Raw genomic sequence first — 12,243 nt, 5'->3', positions numbered from 1 at the left:
CGCGATGACGACTCACCCGCCGGCCACCCTGGGCCTGATCGTTCCACCTGCCGCAGGCCTCGTCCCGGTCGACGGCCAGGCGCTCTACGGCACGCGCGACCTGCGCTTCATCGCGCGTGGACTCGGCATCCCGGGCATCTCGCCCGAAGGCTTCGACACGGTGGTGGACCGCATCCTCGAACTCGCCGTCGAGCTGCGCGACGCCGGCGCGCAGGCGGTCTCGTTGATGGGCACTTCGCTCAGCTTCTACCGCGGCCTCGAGTTCACGCACGCGCTGCGCGATCGCATGCAGCAGGCCACCGGCCTGCCCTGCACCACCATGAGCCACGCCATCGTCGACAGCCTGCGCGCCCTGGGCATCCGGCGCGTGGCGGTGGCCACCGCCTACATCGATACGCTCAACCAGCGCCTGGTGAACTACCTTGCGAGCTGCGGCATCGAGGTCACGCACATCGAAGGTCTGTCGATCACCGGCGTGGATGCCGTCGGCCAGGTCAGTGCCGAAACGCTGATGGCACTGGCCGAACGCACCTACGCGGCCGACCGCTCGGCGCAGGGCCTGCTGATCTCCTGCGGCGGCCTCCTCACGCTGGACATCCATGTGCCGCTGGAACACAAGCTGGGCATTCCCGTGACGTCGAGCTCCCCGGCCGGCTTCTGGGACCTGGTGCGCACGGCCGGCCTCGATCCCGCCTCGCCCGGCCACGGCCGCCTGTTCGAGCCCGAGACAGCGCTTGAACGAGCCGCTTGACCTCGCGACGCTGCGCGTGATCGTGGCAGCGGCGGAGCTGGGCTCCATCAGCGCCGCCGGCGACCGGCTGCAGCTGGCGGTGGCCGCCGCCAGCACACGCATCACGGCGCTGGAGGAGGCACTGGGCCTGCGCGTCTTCGAGCGCTCCACGCGCGGCGTGCGCCTCACGCCCGCGGGCCAGATGCTGGTGCGGCGCGGGCGCGAGATCCTGGCCGATGCCGACCGGCTATCCGTCGACCTGCACGATTACGCCAAGGGCCTGCAGGGCCACGTGCGCCTGGTGGCCAACACCTCGGCCATGCTGGAAGTGCTGCCGGCCAAGCTCGACGGCATGGCGCGCGAGCATCCGCTGATCCGCGTCGACGTGGCCGAGTACGGCAGCCACGACATCCCGCTGCTGCTGCTGGAGGGCCGCGCCGACCTCGGCATCGTCGACATGGCGCATGCGCCGCACGGCATCACGCTCACCGAATGTTTCTCCGACACGCTGGTGCTGGTGGTGCCGGCCGGCCACGCCCTGGCAGGCGCGCAGCCGCTGTCGCTGACGGAGGCGCTGGAGGAGGACTTCATCGCGCTGCACGACGGAACGGCGCTGTCCAGCCGGCTCATGCGCTCGGCTTCGCAGGCCGGCAAGGCGCTGAAGGTCCGCATGCAGATGCGCAGCTTCGACGCCGTCTGCCGCATGGTGGCCGGCGGGCTGGGCGTGGCCGTGCTGCCGCTGCAGGCCATCGGCCCGCAGCTGGCCAGCCTGCCGCTCGCGGTGGTCGGCCTCGACGATCCCTGGGCCGCGCGCACGCACCGCATCGCGCTGCGCAGCGGCGTCGAGCCCGCGCCCGCCACCTTGACCCTCATCGACTTTCTCTTGCGGACTTGAGCAATGCCAAGGGCAAACCCTTGATTTCGCGGTTGGCGAAAGCGGGCTTCGCGGCGCGTGCTTGTGAGCGGGGGCCGGGCCTTCCTACACTGCGCACGAACCTCGGAGACACGCCCCCATGAAGATCACCCGCGTCGCGGCCACGCCCCTGCATCTGCCGATCACGGTGCAAGCCTCCGGCCGCAGCAAGACGACCTCCCTGTCGCTGTGCCTGGTCGACATCGAGACCGACGAAGGCCTGGTCGGCACCGGCATGACCGCCATCACCGAGGAGGAGGTGATCGCCTCGGTGGTCAACGACATCGCCGGCCACGCACTCGTCGGCATGGACCCGATGCGCCACGAGCAAATCTGGGAGCGGCTCTACTGGCTGCTCACGCCGCGCGGCCAGTCGGGCTACGCCAGCCACGCCATCGCCGCGCTCGACCTCGCGCTGTGGGACCTCAAGGGCAAGGCCCTGGGCCAGCCCTGCTGGCGACTGCTGGGCGGCGCGCGCGCCGAGGTGCCGGTCTATGCCACCTTCGGCTTCGCCTTCTTCGAGCGCGACGAGTTGGCCGAGGCCGCCCGCGGCTGGGTCGAGCGCGGCTTCAATCGCCTGAAGATGACGGTCGGCCACCACGGCCTGGCGCGGCGCGACGAGCCCCGCCCGCTGGACACGCTGATCGCGGAGGACGTGCAGCGCATCCGCGCGGTGCGCGAGGCGGTCGGCCCCGAGGTGCAGATCTACATCGACGCCAATTGCAGCCTGGACTACTTCCATGCCCTCTCGCTGGCGCAGCGCATCGAGCAGTACGGCATCAGCTTCTTCGAGGAGCCGGTGTCGCAGAACGACATCCCCAACCTGGTGAAGCTGCGCCAGAAGACCTCGATCCCGCTGGCCGCCGGCCAGAACGAGGGATTGGCCAGCCGCTTCCGCGACATGCTGGTGGCGCAGGCGGTGGACGTGGTGCAGCCCAACGCCTGCATCACCGGCGGCTTCACGCAGTGCCAGCGCATCGCCGGCATGGCCTCGGCCTTCAACGCGCGCTTCGCCAACGGCGGCGCCTGGCCGCACCACAACATGCACCTGCACGCGGGCCTGGCCAACGGATCGCTGGTGGAGTACCACTCGGTGGCGGTGGACTGCTGCCGGCTGGTGTTCGACGACCTGCCGGTGCCGAGCCAGGGCATGCTTGCATTGCCCGACAAGCCCGGGCTGGGCTTCGAGCCCAACCGTGAACGCGTGGCCGAACTGGCCAAGCGCCCAGGCTCTCGCGGTGCAGGCAAAGCCTGACATGAAGCTCTCCCCCAGGCTCCCCCACTTCGTGTGGTCCGCCAACCCCCTCACCGGGGAGCCCGGCAAAGCCGGTTCCGCGGTGTTCCCCGAACGGCCCTGGCTCCGCCGGCCATGACGCTGCGACAGCGATGATTTTGGAGACAGAACGATGAACGCTCTTAGGACCCGCCGCGCGGTGCTCGCGCTGACCGCAACGCTGCTTGGCGCGCCCGCCTTCGCGCAGGGCAGCTACCCCGACCGGCCGATCCGCCTGCTGGTGGGCTATTCCGCCGGCGGCGGCGTCGACGCCATGGCGCGACTGATCGCGCCGCGACTGTCGAGCCTCCTGGGCCAGCAAGTGGTGGTGGAGAACCGCGCCGGCGCCGCGGGCGTGATCGCGGGCGATGCGGTCGCCAAGGCCGCGCCCGACGGCTACACGCTGCTGCTGGGCGACAGCTCGACGCTGATCGCCAAGTACATGCAGGCCAAGCTGAGCTTCGATCCGGTCAAGAGCTTCGTGCCGGTGGCGGGCCTGTTCAAGTCGCCCCTGCTGATCGTGGCCGCCAACGACTTCCCGGCGAAGAACCCGCGCGAGCTGGTGGCGGCACTCAAGGCGAAGCCGGGCTTCTATTCGTTCGCGACCTCCGGCGTCGGCACCGTGCAGCACCTGGGATTCGAGATGCTCAAGGGCCAGTCGGGCACCTTCGCGCTGCACATCCCCTACCGCGGCGCGGCGCAGATCGTTCCCGACGTGATCAGCGGCCAGGTGCCGCTGGGCGTGGTCAGCGCAACCGCGGGCCTCGCGCAGGCCAAGGCCGGCAAGCTGCGTGCCGTCGCGATGATGAGCAACGACAAGCTGCCAGGTGCCGAGGACGTGGCCCCGCTGTCGACCGCGGTGCCGGGCGTGGACGTGGCGCCGCGCCTGTTCCTGCTGGCCCCGGCCGGCACCCCGGCGCCCATCGTGGACAAGCTGGGCGACGCCGTGCGCAGCGCGATGAGCGCGCCCGATCTCGCGCCTGCCGCCGCCCTCCAGGGCGCGGTCACGGACTTCATGCCCTCCGCGGCGCTGGCCTCCGCGATGGCACAGGAGTCGGCCCGCTGGGGCAAGCTCATCAGCGAGCAGAAGATCTCCGCGCAGTAATTCGATGAGCGTCGTCGCCTGCATCGAGGACCTGCGGGTCCTCGCGAAGAAGCGCGTGCCGCGGATGTTCTACGACTACGCGGATTCCGGCTCCTGGAGCGAGGGGACCTACCGCGCCAACGAACGCGACTTTCAGAAGCTCCTGCTGCGCCAGCGGGTGGCCGTGGACATCGAGCGGCGCAGCACGCGCACCACCATGGCAGGGACCGACGTGGCGATGCCGGTGGCCATCGCGCCCACCGGGTTGACCGGCATGCAGCATGCCGACGGCGAGATCCTGGCGGCAAAGGCCGCAGAGAAGTTCGGCATTCCGTTCACGCTGTCGACCATGAGCATCTGCTCGATCGAGGACATCGCGGCTGCCACCACGCGGCCCTTCTGGTTTCAGCTGTACGTGATGCGCGACCGCGGCTTCATGGCGCGCCTGATCGACCGTGCCGAGGCGGCCCGCTGCTCGGCCCTGATGCTGACACTGGACCTGCAGATCGTCGGCCAGCGCCACAAGGATTTGCGCAACGGCCTGTCCGTCCCGCCGAAGCTGAGCCTGCGCAACCTGGCGAACATGGCGAGCAAGCCGCGCTGGTGCCTGGGCATGCTGGGCACGAAGCGGCGCAACTTCGGCAACGTCTTCGGCCATGTCGAGGGCATCGACACCATGCGCTCCATGTCGGAATGGACCAACCGGCAGTTCGATCCCACGCTGTCCTGGGAAGACGTCGCCTGGATCCGCAAGCGCTGGGGCGGCCGGCTCATCCTCAAGGGCATCCAGGACGTCGAGGACGCGCGGCTGGCCGTGAATTCGGGCGCCGACGCGGTGATCGTCTCCAACCACGGCGGCCGCCAGCTCGACGGCGCCCCCTCCTCCATCTCGGCACTGCCGGCCATCGCCGAGGCGGTGGGCCACCGGATCGAAGTGCACATGGACGGCGGCGTGCGCAGCGGGCAGGACGTGCTCAAGGCACGGGCGCTGGGCGCCCGCGGCGTCTACATCGGCCGCCCCATGCTCTACGGCCTGGGCGCGATGGGCGAGGCCGGCGTGACGCGGGCCCTGCAGATCATCCACCGCGAGCTGGACCTCACGATGGCCTTCTGCGGGCACACCGACATCGAAAAGGTGGATGCCCGGGTGTTGTTGCCCTCGTCCTAGTCCACTGAAACACTGAAATCGACTGGTGCAGTCCACCCGATACGGGCGCGCTGCGGCGTTGCAAATGGCCCTAGGCGCCAGCAGCGAGGTGTGCCACACCCACGAGGCCGGCAATCAGGCCGACCACCAGCACGAAGGCGATGGCCAGCACCAAGGGCAGGCTCTGGTGATTCACGCGCTGGTCGGCATCGGCCCTGCGCCCGCCCAGGCCGATGGCTGCCCAGAGCACCGCCCGAAGTGATCCAAGGAAGTTCGACATGTCCATGCTCCTTGCGTCCATGCGCATCGTTTTCCTGCTAGCGCCTCATCGTGTCACGCAGCGTGACCTCGGAAGCGGCATGGCCCCAGCTCGACCGGATATAGGTCAGCACCGCGGCAATCTCCTCGTCATCCAGCACGTGGCCAAAGGGCGGCATGCCGTAGGGACGGGGGTTGCCCTCGGTGGCCGGGGCATAGCCACCGCGCCGCACCATCTGGATCAGATTGGCCGGATTGGCCAGACCCACCGCACGGTTGCCCGCCAGGGCCGGGAAGACCTCCGCGACGCCCTCGCCGCGTTCCCCGTGGCACCAGGCGCATTCCTGCGCGTAGATCTTCTCGCCACGAAGGACGCGCGCGCTGGCCGGCGCCGATGCGGCTTCCGCACGTGCCGCGTGCCCGGGGCGCGGCGGCAAGGCGCGCAGGTAGGTCGCCATTGCGCGCAGGTCTTCCTCGCCCAGGTGCTGCGTGCTGCGACTCACGACCTCCCCCATGGGACCGGTGACCGTCGCGTGTGCGTTGCGGCCGGTTTTCAGCAGCTCCACCACGTCCTTGGTCGTCCAACCGGCAACGCCTGCCTCGGCCTTGGCGTCGAGCGCCGGCGCATACCACGCCTGTCCCGGCAGCATGCCCCCTGCAAGCCCGCGCGTCGCGTCGGTCGCGCCGAGCCAGTTGCGCGTGCCGTGGCAGGCGATGCAATGCCCGAGCCCGTTGACGAGGTAAGCGCCGCGGTTCCATTCCGCTGTCTGCTGCGGCGCGGGCTCGAATGCAGCGGGCGAGAAATTCAGGGCGCGCCACACTGCCAACGCCGCCTGTGTGTCGTACGGGAAGCGAAGCGCGTGCGGCGGGTTGGCCTGCACCACCGGCGGCAGGGTGCGCAGCCACGCATAGAGGGCATCCGAATCCTCGCGCGTGATCTGCGTGAAGCTGGTGTACGGAAAGGCGGGATAGAGCAGCCGGCCGTCGCGTGAGCGGCCGTTGTGCATCGCGCGCCAGAACTGGTCCGCGCTCCACGACCCGAGGCCCGTGCCGGGATCCGGCGTGAGGTTGCCCGCGAAGACCGTGCCGAAGGGCGTCTCGATGCCGCGGCCGCCGGCGAAGGCGGCGCCGCCGCGCATGGTGTGGCATCCGGCGCAGTTCCCCGCGAGCGCCAGGTAGCGGCCGCGTTCGATCTGTCCCGGCGACGATGGCTGGGGAGCGCGGTGCGCATCCGTGATCGGCGCTTCGCCGCGCCGGTTGAGGACAATCACCGTACCGGCCAGGCCCGCCGCCAGCGCCAGGGCCACGAACAGCCATCCCATCAAGGTCCGGCCTGTGCTCATGGATGCCCCCCCATCGCGCTGCAAGCCATGGGAAGCGGCCGGTCCGCGGAAGCCGGCGAGGCGTCCGCAGGCACCGGCTGCGTGGCCAGCCAGCCGGCGACGGCCTGGATGTCGGCGGCGCTGAGCTTGCGCCCGACCTCGGCCATGCAATCCGGGGCGAGCGCCTGGCGGTCGCCGGTCAGCCAGGCACCGAGTTGGGACGCCACGTAGAGCCGCGGCAGGCCCACGAGGCCCGGGATGCCCGGTGCCATGCCCGTCAATCTCTGGCCGTGGCACTCCACGCAGGCCGGGATGCCGCGTGCCGGATCGCCGCGCGACGCGAGCCATTCGCCCCGCGCAAGCTGCGCGGAGCTCAATTCGGACGGCGCCGGCGCCGCATAGGGAAGATGGCGCGCCGAGAAGTACTCGGCCATCTCGCGCAGGTAGGCATCGGGCAAAGAGGCCAGCAGGTAGCCCATCGCGGCGTGGTGACGCCGGCCATCGCGGAAGCTGCGCAGTTGCTCGTAGAGATAGACGGCCGGCTTGCCGGCCAGCCGCGGAAAGTAGCCCGTGCGGCTCGCCTGTCCATCGCGGCCGTGGCAGGTGATGCACGCCGCGACGCGGCGCTCCATGTCGGCACCTGCCTGTGCCGCATGGACCCACGTCCCGCAGGTCATCACCATCGTTGCGATCCAGAGGCAGAGTCGGCTGGCTGTCATGGTGCACCGATTCTGGCGACGGTTCGGCCGCCGGACCGTATCAGATTCCGCGGCTTTCCGGCCTGATGTGAGCCGCTGCCGGGTCGCTCAGGACGCGCCCGCCCCTCGCCGTCTGCCGCCAGTCGCCTGCCGCTGCGATGCGCCAAGCGCACTGGCGATCCGACCCAGCGTGCGCAGGGCCGGATCGACGCGCGGATCGCACGGGTGCCCCACGTTCAACCGCAGGTGGTGCACGAAGCGGCGATCGGCCGAGAACAGCACGCCCGGCGCCGTGCTGATGCCGGCAGCCATGGCCCGACGGTGCAGTTCCAGCGCATCCACATGCGGGGGCAGTTCCAGCCAGAGGAAATAGCCCCCCGCCGGCAGCGTCACGCGGGTCCCGGCCGGAAAACTGTGCTCGACCATGCGCCTGGCGCGGTGCTGCTCCGCGCTGAGCGCGCCGCGCAGGTTGCGCAGATGACGGTCGTACCCCCCTTGGACCAGATACTCGGCGATCGCGAGCTGCGACGGCATGGAGGTGCCCAGCGAGGTCATCATCTTCAGCCGCAGCACCTGCGCCACATGGCGCCCGGCGGCCGCCCAGCCGACGCGGTACCCGGGCGCGAGGCACTTGGAGAAGGACGCGCAGTGCAGCACGTTGCCGTCCTTGTCGAAGGCTTTTGCCGGCGGCGGGCGCCTGCCGTCGGCATAGAGTTCCCCATAGACGTCATCCTCGATCAGCGGCACGCCATGGCGCGCGAGGAGCTCGACGAGCTGGCGCTTGCGCTTCGGGGACATCACGGCGCCGAGCGGGTTCTGCAGGTTCGGCATGAACCAGCATGCGGCCACCGTGTGCAGATCGAGCAGGCGCTCCAGATCCTCCAGCACCACGCCCTCGGCCGGGTCGGTCGCCACCTCCACGGCACGCAGCTTCAGCCGCTCGAGCGCCTGCAGCGCCGCATAGAAGGTGGGTGACTCGATGATCACGATGTCGCCGGGCCGCGTCACCGCTTGCAGGCACAGGTTGAGCGCCTCCATCGCGCCGTTCGTGACGACCAGCTCGTCGGGCTGCAGCGGAACGCCCTGCAGCGCGTAGCGCCGCCGCAGCGTCTCGCGCAGGCCCGGGTCGCCGATCGTCAGGGCGGTCGTGACCTGCTCGGGCCGCAGGCGCCGCATCGCGCGCGTTCCGGCCCGCGCCAGCTCATCGAGCGGGAACAGGGTGGGCGCCGGAAAGGCCGACCCGAGCGGCACGACGCCGGGATCGCGCGTGGATTCGAGGATGTCGAAGGCCAGCGCGCTGACGGACACGTCCATCGCCTCCGGCTTCGGAACCGCCGCCTGTGGCGCGGGCCGCAGCGGCCGGGGCTGCGGCCGCACGTAGAAACCGGACCGTGGCCGCACCTCGACGAGCCCATGGGCCTGGAGCAGCCCGTAGGCCTGGAACACCGTCGAGGGGCTCACGCCGCGTCGCTGACAGGTCTCGCGCACCGACGGGAGGCGGTCGCCCGGCTTCAGGAGCCCTTCGCGGATCGCCTGCGTCAGGTCGCTCGCCAGTTGTTCATGCCGGTTGAGTTCGCCGTTTGCCATCACCCCGCCGAGTATCGCCCCCGCGATTCGCCACCGGCGCATCTGCAGCCTGGCCTCCCGCCGAGCGCCCATGGCGGATCAAGGCCACCGCGATCGCCGCAATCACCGCCGGCACCGCGATCGCCATGAAGTTCTGCTGAAGCGGGAGCGCCAGGCCGACCAGGCTGCCGATCACGATCGGCGCGAGAATGGCGCCGCTTCGCCCCACCCCCGAGGCCCAGCCGATGCCGGTGGCGCGCACCGCCATCGGATAGAACTGCCCCACGTAGGCGTAGGTCACGATCTGCGTCCCGATGGTCGATGCGCCCGCCAGGCCGACCAGCAGGAACAGCAGCTCCGTCGGAACGCGATAGCCCAGCAGCGTGATCGACACCGCGGCCAGCGCATACATGCCCACCAGCACGTACTTGATGTGAAAGCGGTCGGCCAGCCAGCCCCCGCCCACCGCACCGATCATGGCGCCGAAGTTCAGCACGAGCACGAAGGTCAGGGCGGACCCGAGGCTGTAGCCGGCGCTGGCCATCAGCTTGGTCAGCCACGAGCTGAGCGCGTACACCATGAACAGGCACATGAAGAACGCGATCCAGAACATCACCGTGCTGAAACCGCGGCCTTCCTGGAACAGTCGGCCGATCGGTGCACTCACCGCCTTGTCTTCGCGCGGCAGTGCGAAGCTGTCGCCGGCAGCGGGCCGGTAGGCGGGATCGAGTCGCGATGCGATGCGCTGCAGTTCGGCCTGCCGATTCGCCTTCATGAGAAAGGGTATCGACTCAGGCATCGATTTCAGGATCGCGGGGATCAGCAAGACCGGCAGGCCCGCCGCCAGGAACACCGACGACCAGCCGTAGGCTTCCATCAGCCCCTTGCCGAGCAGCGCGGCCAGCATGCCGCCGACGGCATAGCCGCTGAACATCAGCGTGACCATCGTGCTGCGGATCCGGCGCGGCGAGTACTCGGTCATCTGGGCGACCACGTTCGGCATCACGCCGCCGATGCCGAGCCCGGCCAGGAAGCGCATCACGCTGAAACTGACGGGCTCGTGGGTGAGCCCGGCGGCCGCGGTGAACATGCTGAACAGCGCGATGCAGATGACGATGGCGCGGCGCCGGCCGATCCTGTCCGCGATGGTGCCGAGGAAGATGGCACCGAACATCATGCCGAACAGCGCGGAGCTGACCATGAAGCCGGCATTCGTCGGGCTCACGCCCATCTCCTTCATGATCGAAGGCAACGCGATGCCGGCCACGGCCAGGTCGTAGCCGTCGAAGATGATGATCAGGGCGCACCAGAACAGAACCAGCCCGTGGAAGCGGTTGAAGCGGGCCTCGTCGGCCAGCTTGTGCAGATCGATGTTGCGCATGGTTTGTCTCGATGTGTGGTGAAGTGCATGGGATGCGGGAGCGTCAGCCGAGATCGCCGCCGGCGACCGGCACGACCGTCCCGGTGATGTAAGAAGCGTCGTCGGAGGCCAGGAACAGAATGGGCGCGACCTGCTCGTCGATCGTCCCGTAGCGATGCATCAGGCTGGAGTCGACCGTCTGGTCGATCACCCCCTGGTACCAGGCGGTGTCGCGGGCGCTGGGCTCCGCCGGGGTCGAGTTGCGCGGCACGCGACGCGGCGGCGCATCCGTTCCGCCTGGCGCGGTGGCATTGACGCGGATACCGTTGCGCGCGTGCTCCATCGCCAGCGACGCGGTCAGCGCATTGACGCCGCCCTTGGCCGCCGAGTACGGCACGCGGTGCACGCCGCGCGTCGCAACCGACGAGACGTTGACGATGACACCGCGCTTCTTCTCGACCATGAACGGCAGCGCCGCGCGGCAGGACCACAGCGTCGGGAACAGCGAGCGCCGGATCTCGGCTTCGATCTGCGCCTCTTCGTAGTGCTCGTAGGGCTTGGCCCAGATCGTGCCGCCGACGTTGTTGACGAGCACGTCGACCCGCTCGAAACGGGCCAGGCACTCCGCCACCATGGCCTGCGCACCGGCGAAGGTCTCGAGATCGGCCTGGAAAGCCGCAGCGGTGCCGCCGCCCTCCCGGATGTCCGCGACGACCTCCTCGACGATCCCGGCCCGGTCGACGGCCAGCACCGTGCCGCCTTCCGCCGCCACCCGCAGCGCGACGCCTCGGCCGATGCCCTGGGCTGCGCCGGTCACGATGACGACCTTGTTCCTGAAGCGGGAGGCGTTCATGCTGCCACCGCTTCGTTGGCGGACGAAAACTTCTCGAAGTGGAAGCTCCTGGGCGTCACGCCGACGCCCGACATCCACTGGCGCACGCCTTCCACCATCGGCGGCGGGCCGCACACGTACACGTCGACGTTGCCGTCGTGCAGGTCGTCGGCCGAAAGGTGGTCGGTGACGTAGCCCTGCTTCGGATGCCCGCTTTCCGGGTCCACCACGCAGGTGAAGAACTCGAAGTCGGGCAGGCTCGCCTTCAGTTCGGCCAGTGTCTCCAGTTCCACCAGGTCGTCGTTGGTGTTCACGCCGTAGGCCAGGCGGATCGGGTGATCGGTCGGGTTCTGTTTCAGCCACAGCAGCATCGACAGAAAGGGCGCCAGGCCGGTGCCGCCCGCCAGCATCAGGATCGGACGAACCGCCGGACGCAGGTAGAAGCTGCCGTACGGCCCCGTGAACATCATGAAGTCCTCCGGCTGAGCCTTCTGGCGCATGAAGGTGCTCATCAGCCCATCCGGCACGTCGCGGATCAGGAACGCCAGTTCCGACGTGTTCGGCGCGGAGCTGAACGAGTACGAGCGCGTCTCCTTGCTGCCCGGCACCATGAGGTTCACGTACTGCCCTGGCAGGAAGGCCAGCGGGCGTTCGGCCTGCAGCGAGAAGGAGACCGTCGTCGCCGAGCCGCGCTCGATCTTCGTGAGCTTGCCGCCATGCGCGCCGACCTCCGTCTTGCACGCCGCCGATGAAGCCGGCACGCGCACCACGCAGTCGGTGGTGGGCTTCATCTGGCAGGTGAGCACGTAGCCCTGCGCGGCCTCGTCGTCGGCCAGGGCGTCCTCGATGTAGTCGCCCATGGTGTAGCTGCCGCTTTCGCAGTGGCATTTGCAGGTGCCGCAGGCGCCGTCCCGGCAGTCGAGCGGGATGTTGATCTTGGCGCGGTACGCCGCGTCGGCGATCAGTTCGCCGGGCTCGCACGGAATGATGCGTGAGACCCCGTCCTCGAACTGCAGGGCGATGTTGAATGACATGCTTGTCTCCTTTGTCCCGAAAGGCC

The 12,243-nt window shown here is 69.5% G+C and carries 12 protein-coding genes; 5 read left to right on the top strand and 7 right to left on the bottom strand.

Annotation, left to right across the window (positions count from 1 at the left end; all coding sequences use genetic code 11):
• Positions 1-4: 4 nt before the first annotated feature.
• From ABEA07_RS11200 to ABEA07_RS11180, 5 genes are all read left to right on the top strand, one after another.
• Entirely contained in the window at positions 5-751 is a 747-nt protein-coding gene (locus ABEA07_RS11200) for an arylmalonate decarboxylase (protein WP_345537867.1), read from the top strand.
• Positions 735-1,625, top strand: coding sequence for a LysR family transcriptional regulator (locus ABEA07_RS11195; RefSeq protein WP_345537865.1), 891 nt, complete (start codon positions 735-737; stop codon positions 1,623-1,625). Before ABEA07_RS11200 ends, ABEA07_RS11195 begins: the two co-directional genes overlap by 17 nt.
• Positions 1,626-1,743: 118 nt before the next feature.
• Entirely contained in the window at positions 1,744-2,898 is a 1,155-nt protein-coding gene (locus ABEA07_RS11190) for a mandelate racemase/muconate lactonizing enzyme family protein (protein WP_345537864.1), read from the top strand.
• Positions 2,899-3,049: 151 nt separating this feature from the next.
• A complete protein-coding gene (locus ABEA07_RS11185; RefSeq protein WP_345537862.1) occupies positions 3,050-4,021 on the top strand; it encodes a Bug family tripartite tricarboxylate transporter substrate binding protein in 972 nt (323 codons plus the stop codon).
• Positions 4,022-4,025: 4 nt separating this feature from the next.
• Positions 4,026-5,168, top strand: a complete 1,143-nt coding sequence (locus tag ABEA07_RS11180; RefSeq protein ID WP_345537861.1) for an alpha-hydroxy acid oxidase — start codon at positions 4,026-4,028, stop codon at positions 5,166-5,168.
• A gap of 70 nt (positions 5,169-5,238) precedes the next feature.
• Here ABEA07_RS11180 and ABEA07_RS11175 read toward each other — a convergent pair whose 3' ends face one another.
• From ABEA07_RS11175 to benC, 7 genes are all read right to left on the bottom strand, one after another.
• Positions 5,239-5,427, bottom strand: coding sequence for a DUF2970 domain-containing protein (locus ABEA07_RS11175; protein WP_345537859.1), 189 nt, complete (start codon positions 5,425-5,427; stop codon positions 5,239-5,241).
• A gap of 37 nt (positions 5,428-5,464) precedes the next feature.
• Positions 5,465-6,748: a c-type cytochrome gene (locus tag ABEA07_RS11170; protein WP_345537857.1), complete on the bottom strand. Its 1,284-nt coding sequence runs from the start codon at positions 6,746-6,748 to the stop codon at positions 5,465-5,467.
• Positions 6,745-7,446, bottom strand: coding sequence for a c-type cytochrome (locus tag ABEA07_RS11165; RefSeq protein WP_345537855.1), 702 nt, complete (start codon positions 7,444-7,446; stop codon positions 6,745-6,747). The genes ABEA07_RS11170 and ABEA07_RS11165 overlap by 4 nt, the downstream gene beginning before the upstream one ends.
• Positions 7,447-7,533: 87 nt before the next feature.
• On the bottom strand, positions 7,534-9,012 hold the full coding sequence (locus tag ABEA07_RS11160) for an aminotransferase-like domain-containing protein (RefSeq protein ID WP_345537854.1): 1,479 nt from the start codon (positions 9,010-9,012) through the stop codon (positions 7,534-7,536).
• Positions 8,984-10,372, bottom strand: a complete 1,389-nt coding sequence (locus tag ABEA07_RS11155) for an MFS transporter (protein ID WP_345537853.1) — start codon at positions 10,370-10,372, stop codon at positions 8,984-8,986. The genes ABEA07_RS11160 and ABEA07_RS11155 overlap by 29 nt, the downstream gene beginning before the upstream one ends.
• Before the next feature lie 43 nt (positions 10,373-10,415).
• A complete protein-coding gene (gene benD, locus ABEA07_RS11150) occupies positions 10,416-11,204 on the bottom strand; it encodes a benzoate diol dehydrogenase BenD (protein WP_345537852.1) in 789 nt (262 codons plus the stop codon).
• Complete coding sequence (gene benC / locus ABEA07_RS11145; protein WP_345537851.1) at positions 11,201-12,217, bottom strand: benzoate 1,2-dioxygenase electron transfer component BenC; 1,017 nt, start codon at positions 12,215-12,217, stop codon at positions 11,201-11,203. The genes benD and benC overlap by 4 nt, the downstream gene beginning before the upstream one ends.
• Positions 12,218-12,243: the final 26 nt, after the last annotated feature.

The sequence above is a fragment of the Variovorax defluvii genome (assembly GCF_039541515.1).
GTDB classification, from domain to species: Bacteria; Pseudomonadota; Gammaproteobacteria; order Burkholderiales; family Burkholderiaceae_C; genus Variovorax; species Variovorax defluvii.
The sequence above is the reverse complement of the archived record's forward strand: the minus strand, read 5'-3'. Positions and strand labels throughout refer to the sequence as shown.

Excerpts from the sequence above, each read along its gene's own strand:
- ABEA07_RS11200 (WP_345537867.1), top strand. The coding sequence starts at position 5 with ATGACGACTCACCCGCCGGCCACCCTGGGCCTGATCGTTCCACCTGCC.
- ABEA07_RS11190 (WP_345537864.1), top strand. The coding sequence starts at position 1,744 with ATGAAGATCACCCGCGTCGCGGCCACGCCCCTGCATCTGCCGATCACG.
- ABEA07_RS11185 (WP_345537862.1), top strand. The coding sequence starts at position 3,050 with ATGAACGCTCTTAGGACCCGCCGCGCGGTGCTCGCGCTGACCGCAACG.
- ABEA07_RS11180 (WP_345537861.1), top strand. The coding sequence starts at position 4,026 with ATGAGCGTCGTCGCCTGCATCGAGGACCTGCGGGTCCTCGCGAAGAAG.
- ABEA07_RS11175 (WP_345537859.1), bottom strand. The coding sequence starts at position 5,427 with ATGTCGAACTTCCTTGGATCACTTCGGGCGGTGCTCTGGGCAGCCATC.
- ABEA07_RS11170 (WP_345537857.1), bottom strand. The coding sequence starts at position 6,748 with ATGAGCACAGGCCGGACCTTGATGGGATGGCTGTTCGTGGCCCTGGCG.
- ABEA07_RS11165 (WP_345537855.1), bottom strand. The coding sequence starts at position 7,446 with ATGACAGCCAGCCGACTCTGCCTCTGGATCGCAACGATGGTGATGACC.
- ABEA07_RS11160 (WP_345537854.1), bottom strand. The coding sequence starts at position 9,012 with ATGGCAAACGGCGAACTCAACCGGCATGAACAACTGGCGAGCGACCTG.
- ABEA07_RS11155 (WP_345537853.1), bottom strand. The coding sequence starts at position 10,372 with ATGCGCAACATCGATCTGCACAAGCTGGCCGACGAGGCCCGCTTCAAC.
- benD (WP_345537852.1), bottom strand. The coding sequence starts at position 11,204 with ATGAACGCCTCCCGCTTCAGGAACAAGGTCGTCATCGTGACCGGCGCA.
- benC (WP_345537851.1), bottom strand. The coding sequence starts at position 12,217 with ATGTCATTCAACATCGCCCTGCAGTTCGAGGACGGGGTCTCACGCATC.